The 13,995-nt window shown below is 35.3% G+C and carries 14 protein-coding genes; 6 read left to right on the forward strand and 8 right to left on the reverse strand.

Features of this window, described 5'->3' with window-relative positions:
* Positions 1 to 180 precede the first annotated feature (180 nt).
* The 3 genes from NBT05_RS03250 to NBT05_RS03260 are packed head-to-tail and all read left to right on the forward strand — an operon-like array spanning position 181 to position 3,754.
* Complete coding sequence (locus tag NBT05_RS03250) at positions 181 to 891, forward strand: glycosyltransferase family 2 protein (RefSeq protein WP_416346186.1); 711 nt, start codon at positions 181 to 183, stop codon at positions 889 to 891.
* Complete coding sequence (locus tag NBT05_RS03255; RefSeq protein ID WP_265772006.1) at positions 891 to 2,363, forward strand: cellulose synthase family protein; 1,473 nt, start codon at positions 891 to 893, stop codon at positions 2,361 to 2,363. Before NBT05_RS03250 ends, NBT05_RS03255 begins: the two co-directional genes overlap by 1 nt.
* Entirely contained in the window at positions 2,363 to 3,754 is a 1,392-nt protein-coding gene (locus NBT05_RS03260) for a mannosyltransferase (protein WP_265772007.1), read from the forward strand. Before NBT05_RS03255 ends, NBT05_RS03260 begins: the two co-directional genes overlap by 1 nt.
* Here the strand turns inward: NBT05_RS03260 and NBT05_RS03265 are convergent.
* From NBT05_RS03265 to NBT05_RS03285, 5 genes are read right to left on the reverse strand one after another with little or no spacing between them, the layout of a single operon-like run.
* A complete protein-coding gene (locus NBT05_RS03265) occupies positions 3,738 to 4,571 on the reverse strand; it encodes a pseudouridine synthase (RefSeq protein WP_265772008.1) in 834 nt (277 codons plus the stop codon). The two genes, NBT05_RS03260 and NBT05_RS03265, sit on opposite strands and share 17 nt — an antisense overlap.
* A gap of 42 nt (positions 4,572 to 4,613) precedes the next feature.
* Positions 4,614 to 5,582: a carbon-nitrogen hydrolase family protein gene (locus tag NBT05_RS03270; RefSeq protein ID WP_265772010.1), complete on the reverse strand. Its 969-nt coding sequence runs from the start codon at positions 5,580 to 5,582 to the stop codon at positions 4,614 to 4,616.
* A 22-nt stretch (positions 5,583 to 5,604) separates the two neighbouring features.
* Positions 5,605 to 6,528, reverse strand: a complete 924-nt coding sequence (locus NBT05_RS03275) for a geranylgeranylglycerol-phosphate geranylgeranyltransferase (RefSeq protein ID WP_265772011.1) — start codon at positions 6,526 to 6,528, stop codon at positions 5,605 to 5,607.
* Positions 6,529 to 6,539: 11 nt separating this feature from the next.
* The gene (locus NBT05_RS03280; protein ID WP_265772012.1) at positions 6,540 to 7,475 is read right to left on the reverse strand and encodes a mevalonate kinase; all 936 of its coding nucleotides are present in this window, start codon (positions 7,473 to 7,475) and stop codon (positions 6,540 to 6,542) included.
* A gap of 47 nt (positions 7,476 to 7,522) precedes the next feature.
* Positions 7,523 to 8,608 (reverse strand): diphosphomevalonate/mevalonate 3,5-bisphosphate decarboxylase family protein, encoded by a 1,086-nt coding sequence (locus NBT05_RS03285; RefSeq protein WP_265772013.1) that lies wholly within the window; start codon positions 8,606 to 8,608, stop codon positions 7,523 to 7,525.
* A 151-nt stretch (positions 8,609 to 8,759) separates the two neighbouring features.
* Between NBT05_RS03285 and NBT05_RS03290 the strand changes: the two genes are divergently transcribed.
* Complete coding sequence (locus NBT05_RS03290; protein WP_265772014.1) at positions 8,760 to 9,233, forward strand: TspO/MBR family protein; 474 nt, start codon at positions 8,760 to 8,762, stop codon at positions 9,231 to 9,233.
* Between the two features lie 26 nt (positions 9,234 to 9,259).
* Positions 9,260 to 9,820 (forward strand): TetR/AcrR family transcriptional regulator, encoded by a 561-nt coding sequence (locus NBT05_RS03295; RefSeq protein WP_265772015.1) that lies wholly within the window; start codon positions 9,260 to 9,262, stop codon positions 9,818 to 9,820.
* A 309-nt stretch (positions 9,821 to 10,129) separates the two neighbouring features.
* Here NBT05_RS03295 and NBT05_RS03300 read toward each other — a convergent pair whose 3' ends face one another.
* From NBT05_RS03300 to NBT05_RS03310, 3 genes are read right to left on the reverse strand one after another with little or no spacing between them, the layout of a single operon-like run.
* Positions 10,130 to 11,350, reverse strand: coding sequence for an NAD(P)/FAD-dependent oxidoreductase (locus NBT05_RS03300; RefSeq protein WP_265772016.1), 1,221 nt, complete (start codon positions 11,348 to 11,350; stop codon positions 10,130 to 10,132).
* Complete coding sequence (locus NBT05_RS03305; protein WP_265772017.1) at positions 11,340 to 12,026, reverse strand: glycerophosphodiester phosphodiesterase; 687 nt, start codon at positions 12,024 to 12,026, stop codon at positions 11,340 to 11,342. The genes NBT05_RS03300 and NBT05_RS03305 overlap by 11 nt, the downstream gene beginning before the upstream one ends.
* A gap of 5 nt (positions 12,027 to 12,031) precedes the next feature.
* Entirely contained in the window at positions 12,032 to 13,210 is a 1,179-nt protein-coding gene (locus NBT05_RS03310) for an acyl-CoA dehydrogenase family protein (protein WP_265772018.1), read from the reverse strand.
* 289 nt (positions 13,211 to 13,499) lie between these two features.
* Between NBT05_RS03310 and NBT05_RS03315 the strand changes: the two genes are divergently transcribed.
* Positions 13,500 to 13,817 (forward strand): hypothetical protein, encoded by a 318-nt coding sequence (locus NBT05_RS03315; RefSeq protein ID WP_265772019.1) that lies wholly within the window; start codon positions 13,500 to 13,502, stop codon positions 13,815 to 13,817.
* The last annotated feature ends 178 nt before the right edge of the window (positions 13,818 to 13,995 follow it).

A 13,995-nucleotide genomic window follows, 5' to 3' on the forward strand; every position in this document is an offset into this window, starting at 1 on the left:
TCCGATTTTGTTTAAAATTTACTTAATTTTTTTGTTGGGATTTCTATTGTTTTACGACTTTATGATAGATAGTAGTAAATACAAATAACTATTGTACAGGTGTGGTGTTAGTTGTTTATTTGCAAATTAATTGCAGGTTTTAACGGGTTTGAATTCCAGTTACCATTTAATTAAGTATTATTGACAACACAACATCATATTAAAAATAAAATAGTGGTAATCATTCCGGCCTATAATGAAGAAGCATCCATAGGTCTGGTATTAAAGGAAATTCCGGAGATTGTAAGTGAAGTCATTGTTGTTGACAACGGTTCTACGGATCAAACCACTGCTGTCAGTAAAAAGAATGGTGCTGTTACATTGTATCAACCCTTAAGGGGATATGGAAATGCTTGTTTAAAAGGTTTGGAATATGTAAACCACCAGAAGATAAAACCTGACATTATTGTTTTTATAGACGGTGATTATAGTGATTATCCTTCTGATATAGAGAAAGTTATTCAACCTATATTAGATAATGATACGGATCTGGTTATTGGTGCTAGGAGAAAGGAATTAAGAGAAGCAGGGTCTATGACCTTTCCACAAATTTTTGGGAATTGGCTGGCCACTGCGTTGATGAAGTTGTTTTTTAATTCACGCTTTACAGACCTGGGTCCACTAAGGGCAATTAAATATGATAAATTAATGGCTTTAGAAATGCAAGATCCTACCTACGGATGGACCGTAGAAATGCAATTAAAAGCATTAAAAAAGAAGTACAAATATGCAGAAATTCCGGTGCGTTACAAAAAGAGAATTGGAGTATCAAAGGTTTCAGGAACCATAAAAGGTGCTATATTAGCAGGTGTAAAGATACTAAGTTGGATTTTTAAATACAGTTTTAAATAGTGGACATTTTCATTATTGTCATATATACATTGGCACTACTCATTATATTTTTATATAGTCTGGCACAACTTAACCTGTTGTTAAATTATTTGAAAGCAAAAAAAGAAAAAGTAAACGTACCTAAATTTAATTTATCTAATCCTGAAGAAGTTCCTTATGTTACCATACAGCTTCCTATTTTTAACGAGCTTTATGTGGTAGATCGCTTACTAAAAAATATTGCTGAAATTGAATATCCACGGGAGCGTCTAGAAATACAGGTGCTGGACGATTCCAGTGATGAATCTATCCATAAAACTGCGGAAACCATAGTTCAATTACAAAAACAAGGTCTGGACATCCAACATATTTGCAGAACAGACCGTTCGGGTTTTAAAGCTGGCGCATTAAAGGAAGGTTTGGAAATAGCGAAAGGCGAATTTATTGCCATTTTTGATGCTGATTTTTTACCGAAAAAGGATTGGTTACTGGAAACTGTTCCGTTTTTTAAATCTCCCGAAGTAGGCGTAGTACAAACCCGGTGGGGGCATATTAACCGGAATTATTCCTTACTTACAAAGATACAGGCATTTGCCCTGGATTTTCATTTTACCATGGAACAGGTAGGTCGTAATTATAAAAATCATTTTATTAATTTTAACGGTACGGCTGGTATCTGGCGAAAAGCATGTATTGAAGATGCCGGAAACTGGCAGGGAGATACCTTAACCGAAGATCTGGATTTAAGCTACCGGGCTCAGTTAAAAAAATGGAAATTTCATTATCTTGAAGAAGTGGAGACTCCTGCAGAACTTCCGGTAGTCATTAGCGCTGCGCGTTCACAACAGTTCCGATGGAATAAGGGAGCTGCTGAAAATTTTCAGAAATTATACTGGAAGATGGTGAAAGACCCTACGGTTTCCATTAAAACCAAATTTCATAGTTTTTTCCATTTACTTAATAGCAGTATGTTTTTATTAGTACTGTTTGTTGCGATTTTAAGCGTACCTATTTTATACATTAAAAATAGCAACCCTATGTTTAGTTGGTATTTTAATGTGATTGCTTTTTTTGCCTTAAGTACCCTAATTTTCTTTTGTTGTTATTGGTTTACTTTTAAGAAAATTCATGGTTCCGGCTTTTGGAAATTTATAGAATACATTAGAATGTTTTTCACATTTTTTTCCATCGCCATGGGATTTTCAGTTCATAATAGTGTAGCGGTACTCGAAGGACACTTTGGAAAAAAAAGCGAATTTATCCGAACACCTAAATTCAATATAAAGAATTTAAAAGATACCTGGAAAGGCAATAAATACGTCAATAAGAATATCTCGGCTAATACCATTGTTGAAGCCTTATTAATGGTTTATTTTGGTTTTGCATTGTACAGTGCCTTTAAGTTACAGGATTTCGGTCTGTTTTTATTTCATATCATGTTATTTATGGGATTTGGATTTGTGTTTTTTAAATCTGTGACTTCAAAAATGTAATGCTATTCTCAGGGGGCATCCATAAATGGACGTATCTTTCTTCGTTTCTTCTGGGATTATTGTATTTCTACTTTGCTTATTATATCGAGCGAACCCAATTTTTGTCTCTATTTACCGTTTGGACCGTTTTATTCCTAATCACTTATATTTTATTACGTTATATTAAGCCTAGTTTTTTAGTCTTTAGTTTATTAGCAATTTTATTTCGTCTTATATTTTTAACGGTAACTCCTAACCTCTCTCAGGATTTTTATCGGTTTGTCTGGGACGGGCGTATGTTATTAGAAGGATACAATCCCTACCTAAGCTTGCCGGAAACATGGATTGCTAATGCCTCTGCCCCAATTGCCGAAGCAACCCTTTTATACAAAGGAATGGGGCCCATGAACGGGAGTCACTACACGAACTATCCCCCAGTGAGCCAATTTATATATTGGTTGGCAGCCCTTTTTGATAAAAACACCTACTTAAACGCCATGATTTTTATTCGGGTTATGTTGATTCTTGCTGACCTGGGTACCATATGGATGGGTAGTAAATTGCTTAGTGCGTTACACCTACCAAAATCTCAAATTTTTTGGTACGCACTCAACCCCTTTATACTTATTGAGTTGACCGGAAACCTTCATTTTGAAGGAGTGATGGTCTTTTTCTTAATCACCGGACTATGGTTTGCATTTAATAAAAAATGGCTTCTAGCCGGAATAGCTATAGGATTATCCATATCGGTTAAACTGATCCCTCTATTGTTATTACCGGTCTTTATACAATACTTGCTAAGAGAACGCGTAGTTTATAAGAATTTTACTTTAGGTCGACTTAGAATTCCCCTAGTATTTTATAGTAGTACGTTGCTTATGGTGTTTTTAACTTTTTTACCTTTTATTTCTTATGAATTTATGCGGAATTTTGCTCAGACTATTAATTTATGGTTTCAAAGTTTTGAATTTAACGCCAGTATTTACTACATATTTAGATGGATTGGCTATCAGGTAAAAGGATGGAACATTATTGAAACTTTAGGTCCCGTATTATCCATATGCGGTATTGTTGCTATTTTGCTCATCAGTTTTTTTAAGGATAACCTACGATTTTCTTCCCTACTTACCGGGTTATTGTTTGCCATATGTGCTTATTATGCATTTGCAACTACCGTACATCCCTGGTATCTAGCTATACCCTTAGTACTTTCTGTATTCACCAGATACCGCTTTGTTCAAATTTGGTCTTTTTGTATTATTTTTAGTTATACGGCGTATATCAACAGCACTTATCAAGAAAACCTTTGGATGGTTGCTCTTGAATATATTATAGTAATTGCTTTTTTAGGTTGGGAATTATTTCGAGTATCAAAAGCAAAAAAAGCAAAACTACTTACGAAATCATTTTAAGCGTATTTACTTCCTGTTCAGTTAACTTTCTCCAATGGCCCCGTGGTAAATCCTTTTTAGTTAACCCTGCAAAGATAACCCGATCCAGTTTTGTAACCGTATAATTGAGGTGTTCAAACAGTTTGGTCACAATTCCATTTTTTGCGGATTTTAATTCAACCCCAATTTCATTTTTAGAACTATTTTCGATATAAGTAATTTCATCCACTTTTATAAAACCTTCTTCTAACTTAATCCCTGCTTCAATTTTTTGTAAATCCGCAGACTTTAAATTTTTATCAAGAATTACATGGAAAATTTTGCGAACGTTTGTTTTATGATTAATCAGTTTTTTTTCCAGATCTACATCGTTAGTAAACAATAGAAGCCCGGTTGTATTACGTTCCAGGCGACCCACTGGTTTTAAAGGAGTTTTGGATGCGTTAGCTACCAGTTCCATTACCGTACGGGTTTTTTCCGGATTAGTAGTAGTGACAAAGCCTTTGGGTTTATTTAATAAAACGTATTCTTTCTTTTCCGGGGTAATTCTACGACCATCAAATTTAACCTCATCTGTTAATTTCACTTTATAACCCATTTCGGTTACCGGCTTTCCGTTTACCCAAACACTCCCGGTCTGAATATATAAATCCGCATCTCTCCTGGAACAAATACCGGAATTGGCAATAAACCGATTGAGTCGTATCTCATCAGGATTTCCGGAATTTTTAGGACTGCTTTTTATTGCAGTGCCTTGTCTCTTCCCGGTTGTTTTTTTCTTAAAATCAGGTTTTTGATAGTTCTTTTTATCAAAATTCTTACCCTTGCCACCTTGCATAGTATAATTTTTGCAAAGATACTGTATTTCAACGAAGAGGTATTAGAATTTATCCGGAAAGCTTAGCGTACTTTGACGTTCTCGGTTTACTTGTAATTTAGTGACATCCGGCCGGGAATAATGACCTACCGGATCAAAATTCTGACGTTCCTGAAGGACTTTGGTAAAATCAATGGTATGTACATAGATTTTTTCTTCCCCGATTTGAGGTGGCAATACCCATTCTCCATCCGGTCCGGCAATACAAGAACCGCCGTTAGCAAGCGTGTCTTTTGCATTTTCTAAAATTTGATCTAGATGCGGAGTATCTTTCGGGAAGTCTTTAACCTGCATCATACTACTAACAGAGATTACATATGAACGGGATTCCCGGGCTATAAAACGGGTAATATCTTTGGTATTATAATCACTTCCAGGCCAAACGGCAATATGCAGATTTTCACCTTGTCCGTATAAAGATGCTCTGGGTAAAGGCATCCAGTTTTCCCAGCAATTTAAGCCGCCTACCGTAAAAGCTTTTAACGGATGCACCTGCAATCCGTGCCCATCTCCAGGTGCCCAGGTTAATCGTTCTTCATAAGTAGGTTGCAGTTTACGGTGAACGGATCGGATATTACCAGTATTATCAATATAAACTAAGGATGCATAGAGGCTATGCCCTCCCCGATCCAGTGGCCTTTCAATAATGCCAAGATAGATAGCTATATTTTTTTCTTTTGCAAGCTGACATATACTATCTAAATCACCGTGTTCTATACAAATCGAATTTAGGGCATAATGTGCATGTAGTTCTTTTTGCACGGTACTGTTAAAGCGAGCTCCGTCGGTTAATTCAATCCAAAAAGGGTATCCGGGTAACAACCCTTCGCCAAAAACAACCAGTTCTGCCTTTTTAGTAGCAGCTTGTCGCATAGTTTCTTCTATCTTTTGAATGGTTTTTTGTTTATCTAACCATACTGGTGAAATTTGAGCTAAGGCTACTGTTAATAAAGGGTTTGAAGTTGTTTGCATAGGTTCTTTTTGAATAAAACAGTTAAAGTAACGAAGGTAACTTGGGGATTCTATTAATAATTACATAGGGGTCAATTAATACAATACTTAAAGCACCTACAACAATAATTAATTTTAAGATATTATGAAGGCGCACATAATTAATTGTGCTTTCTGATTTCCAGACACCAACGAGAAAAAATAATAACAACCCGATCGAGGCGTAAAAATAATAAACCATATAACCTAAATCAAACTTTTGTAGAAGTAGATAAATCGGAATCAAAGACAAGGCTACTAGCATGGAAATACCAATTTTTGAAACTTTTTCTCCGTAAATTACCGGTACTGTCTGATAGTTTTGAACCAAATCTCCTTTAATATTACTCAAGTCTTTCATCATCTCCCGAATTAGTAAAATTAAAAATAGAAAAACAGCATGTACAAAAATTACCTTATCGAAGTTTTTATAATAAATAAAAACCGCGAAAAAAGGAGTGATTGCTAATAGCGCGGCAGCAATATTACCAATAATTGCGTATTTTTTTAGTTTATGCGAATACAACCAGATAGCAAAAATATAGATGGAAAAAAACAATACGGCTTTAAAAGAAACATAACTGGCAATAATTACCGCTAAAAAATTTAAGATAAAGTACACGGTTAATTGTGTTCGCTGGCTTATCAGATGATCCAACATATATTTATTGGGTCGGTTGATCAGATCTTTTTCTTTATCGTAAAAATCATTGATAATATATCCTCCGGCAATGCTAATAGCAGAGGCTAAAATCAGACTAAACAAGCTATCATCCAAAAAAATAGCAGATAACGGAAGTTCAGGAGCAAGGATAAAGACAGCAGTTAGATATTGTGCTAAGACAATAATTACAATATTATAACCGCGAACTAAAGAGAATAAACTTATTAATTTCAAAAAAACGACCTTGTTTTTTCGAGAAAGCATACATCTCCTTTTTAGAAATTATAGACAACCTCTAATTTATAGTCTTTTAATGCTGCTTGTGCTTTTTTTAAATCCTGGGTAAATCCTAAAATATAACCTCCCCCACCGGAACCACATAATTTAAGGTAATAATCATTAGTTTCAATACCATTTTTCCAAAGGTCATGAAACTGCTTAGGAATCATAGGTTTAAAATTATCTAGCACCACATGTGATAATTCTTTAATATTAGTAAATAAAGATTTAACATCTCCTTTTAGAAAATCTTCCACACAGGCATCCGTATGTTTAACAAACTGATTCTTCAACATCGACCGAAAGCCTTCTTTCTTCATATTTTCCATAAAGATAGAAACCATAGGAGCCGTTTCGCCTACCATCCCGCTGTCTATTAAAAATACCGCACCTTTTTTATGATCCGTACTTTGCGAAGGAATACCGGCAGGTTCAATATTGTCTTTAGAATTAATTAAAATCGGAAGACTTAGATAGCTATTTAACGGATCTAACCCAGAGCTTTTTCCGTGGAAAAAAGATTCCATCAACCCAAAAATCTCTTTTAAACGAAGTAATTTTTCACGGGTTAAATTTTCTAAAACGGTAATTTTATCGTGGGCATATTCATCATAAATTGCAGCAACCAGGGCACCACTACTCCCTACACCATATCCTTGAGGAATGCTACTATCAAAATACATCCCGTTTTCCACATCTTTTTCCAGACGTTCGATATCAAAAGAAAGATGATGTTCTTTAGGTAAATTCTTTAAGTAATTAGTAAACTCCTTTAAACTTTCATTAGAAGAACGCGCAACTTCAGATAAAGTATCCGCTGTTTTTAAAGCACCTTTATAAAAGTTGTATGGAATGGACAAACCCTTAGAGTCTTTAATAATTCCATATTCTCCGAAGAGTAAAATTTTAGCGTAAAATAAAGGTCCTTTCATCGATAGTTTTACTAAAAATTTATTTTGTTTAAGGATTTACCATAAAGTTACAACAATTCTATGCCAAAACCTATTTTGTCGCAAATATAGTTCCCATTTTCACAATATGCAACTAACTCACTTTCAATGAATTTTTTAATAACTTTTTGTTCATTTTCAGGATACAATACGTGTACATTTGCCCCGGCATCCAACGTAAAACAAACCGAAGAACCGGTATTTTTACGATACTCCCATATCTTTTGGATAATTAGTAATGTATTGGCTTTCATTAATATAAAATATGGCATAGAAGTCATCATCATTGCATGTAAAGTAAGTGCCTCACTTTCTACCAAATGAATAAAAGCATCTTTATTTCCAGAAGTTAAAATTTCAGTAATTCGCGTGATGTTCTGATAAGCTTGTTTAAAACGACTTTCCGCATACGGATGTTCATGCATTAATTGATGTCCTACAGTGCTGCTCACTTCTTTTTTTCCCTTATCTACCAGTAAAATAGTATCCTGGTAGTTTTTAAAATGGTCATGGATAGTAAAGGGAAATGGTACTGCATATAAATTTGTACTTTCTTTTATTCCTTCATGAGTACCCCATACCATCATCGGCCCGTTAATACTTCGGCAGGCACTTCCTGAACCTAAGCGGGCAATAAAAGAGGTTTTTTTTAAAATATAATCTTGATCACCAATCTCACATATTTGTGCTTCCAAAGTAGTCAGGCAATATGCCAAAGCACTCATACTACTAGCTGAAGAAGCGATCCCGCTACTATGAGGAAAGGTATTACGGGTTTCTATCTTAAAGTGATATTGTTTTAAGAACTCAAAAAAGGGTTCGATCTTAGAAAAAAAACTTTCCAGTTTAGGTAAAAATTCCGGTTTAGCAATTCCTTCAAATAGTAATTCGAATTCAAAATTATCGTTAGGAATTTCTTTTTCTTTAAAATAAAGGGTGGTGATAGTTTTAGATTGATCCAGAGTAAAGCTGATGGAAGGATTTGCTGGTTGTTGCACCGGATACTTTCCCCAGTATTTTACCAAAGCAATATTACTCGGAGCACTACATGAAATTTTTCCTTCCGGAAGAAGATGTACTATTTTATTTTTAGTAAAAGAGGTGGTTACATTCATAATGCAAAACTAACATATCCGTTTCATCTGTAAAACTAGATTCGGTTTTTATCTTTAAGGCTATTAAATCTTACTTTTTACTGTATTCTAAGAAAAGTAAAAGATCAAGACTACAAATAAATTATTAATTTAGTCCCTCACAATCATCCGGATGAAAAAAGGAATTACCCGTATTAGTATTGCTGTTTTTATATGCCTATCTATTGGTTTCTTAAGCAGTATAGCTACTCAAAGTGGTATAGCTACCTGGTACGTTCACCTTAAGAAACCAATAGGTACTCCGCCCAACTGGCTTTTTGCACCTGTTTGGACATGTATTTATATTCTTATGGGTGTCGCTGCTGGTATTGTGTGGAACCGTGGCTTTTATCATAAATTAGTGAAAGTTGCGTTATATCATTTTGGATTTCAACTCTTGTTCAATGCTGCCTGGTCGGTATTGTTTTTCGGATTGCGAAATCCTTTATTAGGGCTTATTGATATTGTTGTTCTTTTTATTTTGCTTTTATTTACCTTTAGATGGTTTAACGTGGTAAATAAAGTAGCGGCGTATCTATTGATCCCTTATATAATCTGGGTACTTTATGCGACCTATTTAAATTTTGGTATTTGGAATTTAAATTAATTTGCGTTAGGAAGAATTAACTATTTATGAACAAAAAATCACTGGTCTTACAGACCACTCTAGAACTTATTACCAAGCAAGGTATTGAAGCCACTTCACTTTCTGAAATTATTAAAGAGTCTGGGGTTGCTAATGGTACCGTTTACCATCATTTTAAAAATAAGGAAGAAATAGTAACGGAACTATACCTTATGCTTACTCAGGATTTCGGAACGGTGATCATGAGAAATACAGAGGAAGAAGATGATTTTAAAAAACGTTTTTCAATCATGTGGTACAATTTATTCTACTACTTTATCAATAATCCCTTAGCTTTTATTTTTTCCGAACAAATAGCCCGATCTCCTGAAATTCCACAAAGTTTAAAAAACAAGTCTCGGGTCTACTATAAAGAAATTGAGAGTTATTTTAGAACCGGAATTAAAAACAAGATTTTTAAAAACCATAACACCTTAGTTATGGAAGAGTTGTTTTTTGGTAATGTGGTTTCTATCGTCAAAATCCATGAAAACGAAGAGGTGAATTTGCTGGATAAACATCTAACTCAGGCAATTGAAATCTCGTGGAAGGGGTTTTTGAGGGATTAGTATTATTTGGTTATTGAGTTATTGTGTTATTAAATTACTAGGTTATTTAGTTAAATAGCCAAAAGGCACTAGGCAAAAGTTTTTGTTGTTGGGTTGAGTTATTTAGTTATTATGTTACTAGGTTATTGAGTTTCTATGATGCCAACTTCAAATATTGAAAATTGAGTAATAAAATGAGGGCTTAGGCTGAGGTCTGAGGCTGAGGTTCTCGAAGCCTCGAAGGATTATTTAGTTGAATAGGCACTGGGCAAAAGTTTTTGTTGTTGGGTTGAGTTATTTAGTTATTATGTTACTAGGTTATTAAGTTATTTAATTTTTATGGCATTTCGCAATGGCTTTTGCAATTAGGAAACCTCCGGTCCAGGCATTTTGAAAATTAAAACCTCCGGTAATGGCATCAATATTTAAAACTTCCCCTGCCAGATATAATCCCGGTTGGAGTTTACTTTCAAAAGTTTTAAAATTTACTTCTTTTAAATCTACACCACCCGCTGTTACAAATTCCTCTTTAAAGGTACTTTTACCGTTTATTTGAAATGTACTACAATTTAATTGACGGGTTAATTCTTGTAATTTTTTATTAGAAACTTCGCTCCATATTTCATTTTCGGTAATGGTACTTGCCATTACTAATTGTTGCCATAAACGTTTGGGAAGACCAAAATTGACAGAGTTTATAATCTTAGCTGTTTTCCCAGAGTTACGTATACTTTTTACGTATTCTAAAATCTCTTCGGCTGATTTGTCTACAACCCAATTTATAGCCAACTCGAAGTTGTAATTCATTTGTTGCAATGCTAAAGCACCCCAGGCAGATAGTTTTAGAATAGCTGGGCCACTAAACCCCCAGTGCGTAATTAGCAGCGGACCTTCGCTTTGTAAATTGCTGTTTTGTACTTTAAGTTGTACTTCGGTGGCAAGTCCGGGTAAATCTTTAATTCGGTTATCCTTTGTATTAAAAGTAAATAATGATGGAACGGCATTGATTATAGTGTGTGACAAGGTTTTTAGCTTTCCCCATATTTTAGGATTACTACCCGTGGTTACCACTACTTTATCAGAGGTAAACGAAGCCTTTGAAGTAGTAACCTGCCATAACCCATTTTCTTTTTTAAAGTCCTGTACGGCATTTTTTGTTTGCACTTCAATACCTAATCGTTTTACTTCAGCCATAAAACAGTCGATAATAGAAGTAGAAGAATTAGAAACCGGAAAAATACGACCGTCGTCTTCAATTTTTAAATCAACGCCCCTTTCTTCAAACCAGGCCATGGTATCACCAGTCATAAAGGAATGAAATGGTCCTAATAATTCCTTTTGCCCCCTGGGATAATTTAAACTTAGTTCTTTAGGTATAAATTCAGCGTGTGTTACATTACAGCGCCCACCGCCTGAAATTCGAACTTTGGACAGCACTTCGTTACCCCTTTCCAAAATCAATATCTTTACATCCGGTCTCTGATCTGCAATATTAATTGCAGTAAAAAAACCGGCAGCACCTCCGCCTATGACAATCACATCATACTTCATAGAATAGGTTTGGGTAATCGGTGAAAATTGCGGAAACTCCTACACTTTTACAGTAATCGAAATGTTCTTTGTTCAAAACAGTCCAGCAATTAATATAAAAACCCTCCTCCCTAGCTTTATTAATTTGATTTCTATTTAATTTTTTAACGGAAGGGTGAATGGCAACTGCTTTTAGTGCTTCGGCTTCACTTAAGACGTCATTTATTTCCAGTTCGGTTAATACCCCTATGGCAATTGAAGGATGTAATTTTCGTATTTCGTAAAGAGAATCCAATTCAAAACTGGAAATTAATATATTCTTTAAATCCCAATTACCTAGATGAAATTGATTTTCTAAGATAGTAAGTAGAGCCTGCTCGGTTCCTTTTCCTTTTAGTTCAATATTCAAAAGCCCTTTTCCGGCAGTTAGCTTTAAAACTTCTAAAAGTGTCGGAATTTGAAAGCTGTTTTCTGTACGTAAAGCCTTTAGTTCTGCTAAAGTTAATTGGCTCACCTCTCCTTTGCCGTTTGTAGTTCGATCTACCGTATCATCATGAATAACTACCAGTTCGCCGGACTTGCATTGATGAATGTCAATTTCAATACCGTATACGCCGTGATCCAATGCTTTCTGAATGGAAGGCAAGGTGTTTTCATCAACCAAACCTGCCGCTCCCCTATGTCCGAAAATTTTCATTTAGCTTATTTGAAAGCAGAAATACCGGTAATGTCTAATCCGGTAATCAATAAATGAATATCATGAGTACCTTCGTAAGTAACTACACTTTCTAAGTTCATCATATGTCGCATGATACTGTACTCACCGGTAATTCCCATACCTCCCAGAATTTGTCGGGCATCTCTGGCTACTTTTAAGGCCATGTGTACATTGTTCCGTTTCGCCATGGATATTTGGGCTGAAGTTGCTTTGCCTTCTTCTCTTAAAACCCCCAGACGCCAAGCTAGCAATTGTGCTTTGGTAATCTCAGTGATCATTTCTGCCAACTTTTTTTGCTGCAATTGCGTTCCGGCAATAGGTTTATCAAATTGTACCCGTTCTTTTGCGTAACGTAAGGCTGTATCATAACAGTCCATCGCTGCCCCTATAGCTCCCCAGGCAATTCCAAAACGTGCGGAATCTAAACAACCCAAAGGTGCGCCTAGTCCACTTTTATTAGGTAACAGGTTTTCTTTAGGCACTTTTACATTATCAAAAATCAATTCCCCCGTAGATGAAGCTCGTAACGACCACTTATTATGCGTTTCTGGCGTAGAAAAACCTTCCATCCCTCGTTCTACGATTAATCCGTGAATACGTCCTTCTTCATTTTTCGCCCAAACCACTGCAATATCGGCAAAAGGTGCATTTGAGATCCAAAGTTTGGCTCCATTTAATATATAGTGATCACCTTTATCTTTAAAGTGAGTCGTCATTCCCCCCGGATTAGATCCATGATCCGGTTCGGTAAGACCGAAGCAACCCATAAATTCACCGGATGCTAACTTGGGTAAGTATTTTTTTCTTTGCTCTTCATTACCATATTTCCAGATTGGATACATGACTAATGAAGATTGTACGGAAGCGGTTGACCTCACACCGGAATCCCCTCGTTCGATTTCCTGCATGATAAGTCCGTAGCTAATTTGATCTAAACCAGCTCCGCCATACTCTTGCGGAATGTAAGGACCAAAAGCTCCGATTTCTGCTAGTCCTTTAATTATTTGTTTTGGAAATTCTGCTTTTTGCGCATAGGTCTCTATAATCGGAGAAACTTCTTTTTTTACCCAACTTCGGGCAGCATCTCGAACTAATTTATGTTCGTCAGAAAGCAAATCATCTAATTGGTAATAATCAGGAGATTCAAATAAGTCCGTTTTCATATTCCTTTTAGGTCAAAGATACTAATCTTCCTTGCTTTTTTATAGGTATCACTATCAAAACCGGGTAAAAACAATGTCATTTCACATGGCTTTTCGTTTCGTTAATACCCTATAAATTAATTGACTCCACACATTTATATAATTATTAACGAAAAAAGTTAAATTATAAATGTTTGTAAATCAATGATTTAAATATAAAAACGATGATTTTGACGGTTGGCATAATTGTTCCTCTATACTAGATGTTGAAATAATTCAACAGTAATTAATAATGAAAACTATAAACAAGATGAAAAAGTTAATCATAATACCAGCAGTTATTTTAGGTCTTTTAAGTTACACTTCAACTAGCGCACAAGATGCTCTGGCAGATTCAGGTGATACTACTGAAGTTGCCCTACAGGATGAATATACTTCTGTAGCAGTAGAAGAAGTACCACAACCTGTCCTGGACGCAGTAGCTAAAGATTTTTTAGGTGCGCAGGTAACAGCTATCGGAGCCTTAGAAGATAAATCCGAATTTAAAATTACCTTAACCAAGGAAGATGGTGAATCTGTAGATGTATACGCAGACGCCGAAGGTAACTGGATTACTAAAGATGAGTAATTCAAATCAATTAAACTATCTCTAATTTGATCACACCCACCAAATCGATCAATTTAGATTTCCCCGTTAGTTTAAAAAAGGGCGCCTAGTGCGCTCTTTTTTTGTTTTGAGGAATTTTGAGAGTATACTTTTTAAACTGATTTAACGTTATTAAATGGACAACACCAATTGAATTTGG

Origin of the sequence: Aquimarina sp. ERC-38 (assembly GCF_026222555.1) — a bacterium.
GTDB lineage: Bacteria > Bacteroidota > Bacteroidia > Flavobacteriales > Flavobacteriaceae > Aquimarina.

Excerpts from the sequence above, each read along its gene's own strand:
- NBT05_RS03285 (WP_265772013.1), bottom strand. The coding sequence starts at position 8,608 with ATGAATGTAACCACCTCTTTTACTAAAAATAAAATAGTACATCTTCTT.
- NBT05_RS03300 (WP_265772016.1), bottom strand. The coding sequence starts at position 11,350 with ATGAAGTATGATGTGATTGTCATAGGCGGAGGTGCTGCCGGTTTTTTT.
- NBT05_RS03270 (WP_265772010.1), bottom strand. The coding sequence starts at position 5,582 with ATGCAAACAACTTCAAACCCTTTATTAACAGTAGCCTTAGCTCAAATT.
- NBT05_RS03290 (WP_265772014.1), top strand. The coding sequence starts at position 8,760 with ATGAAAAAAGGAATTACCCGTATTAGTATTGCTGTTTTTATATGCCTA.
- NBT05_RS03275 (WP_265772011.1), bottom strand. The coding sequence starts at position 6,528 with ATGCTTTCTCGAAAAAACAAGGTCGTTTTTTTGAAATTAATAAGTTTA.
- NBT05_RS03305 (WP_265772017.1), bottom strand. The coding sequence starts at position 12,026 with ATGAAAATTTTCGGACATAGGGGAGCGGCAGGTTTGGTTGATGAAAAC.
- NBT05_RS03310 (WP_265772018.1), bottom strand. The coding sequence starts at position 13,210 with ATGAAAACGGACTTATTTGAATCTCCTGATTATTACCAATTAGATGAT.
- NBT05_RS03265 (WP_265772008.1), bottom strand. The coding sequence starts at position 4,571 with ATGCAAGGTGGCAAGGGTAAGAATTTTGATAAAAAGAACTATCAAAAA.
- NBT05_RS03280 (WP_265772012.1), bottom strand. The coding sequence starts at position 7,475 with ATGAAAGGACCTTTATTTTACGCTAAAATTTTACTCTTCGGAGAATAT.
- NBT05_RS03260 (WP_265772007.1), top strand. The coding sequence starts at position 2,363 with ATGCTATTCTCAGGGGGCATCCATAAATGGACGTATCTTTCTTCGTTT.
- NBT05_RS03315 (WP_265772019.1), top strand. The coding sequence starts at position 13,500 with ATGAAAAAGTTAATCATAATACCAGCAGTTATTTTAGGTCTTTTAAGT.
- NBT05_RS03295 (WP_265772015.1), top strand. The coding sequence starts at position 9,260 with ATGAACAAAAAATCACTGGTCTTACAGACCACTCTAGAACTTATTACC.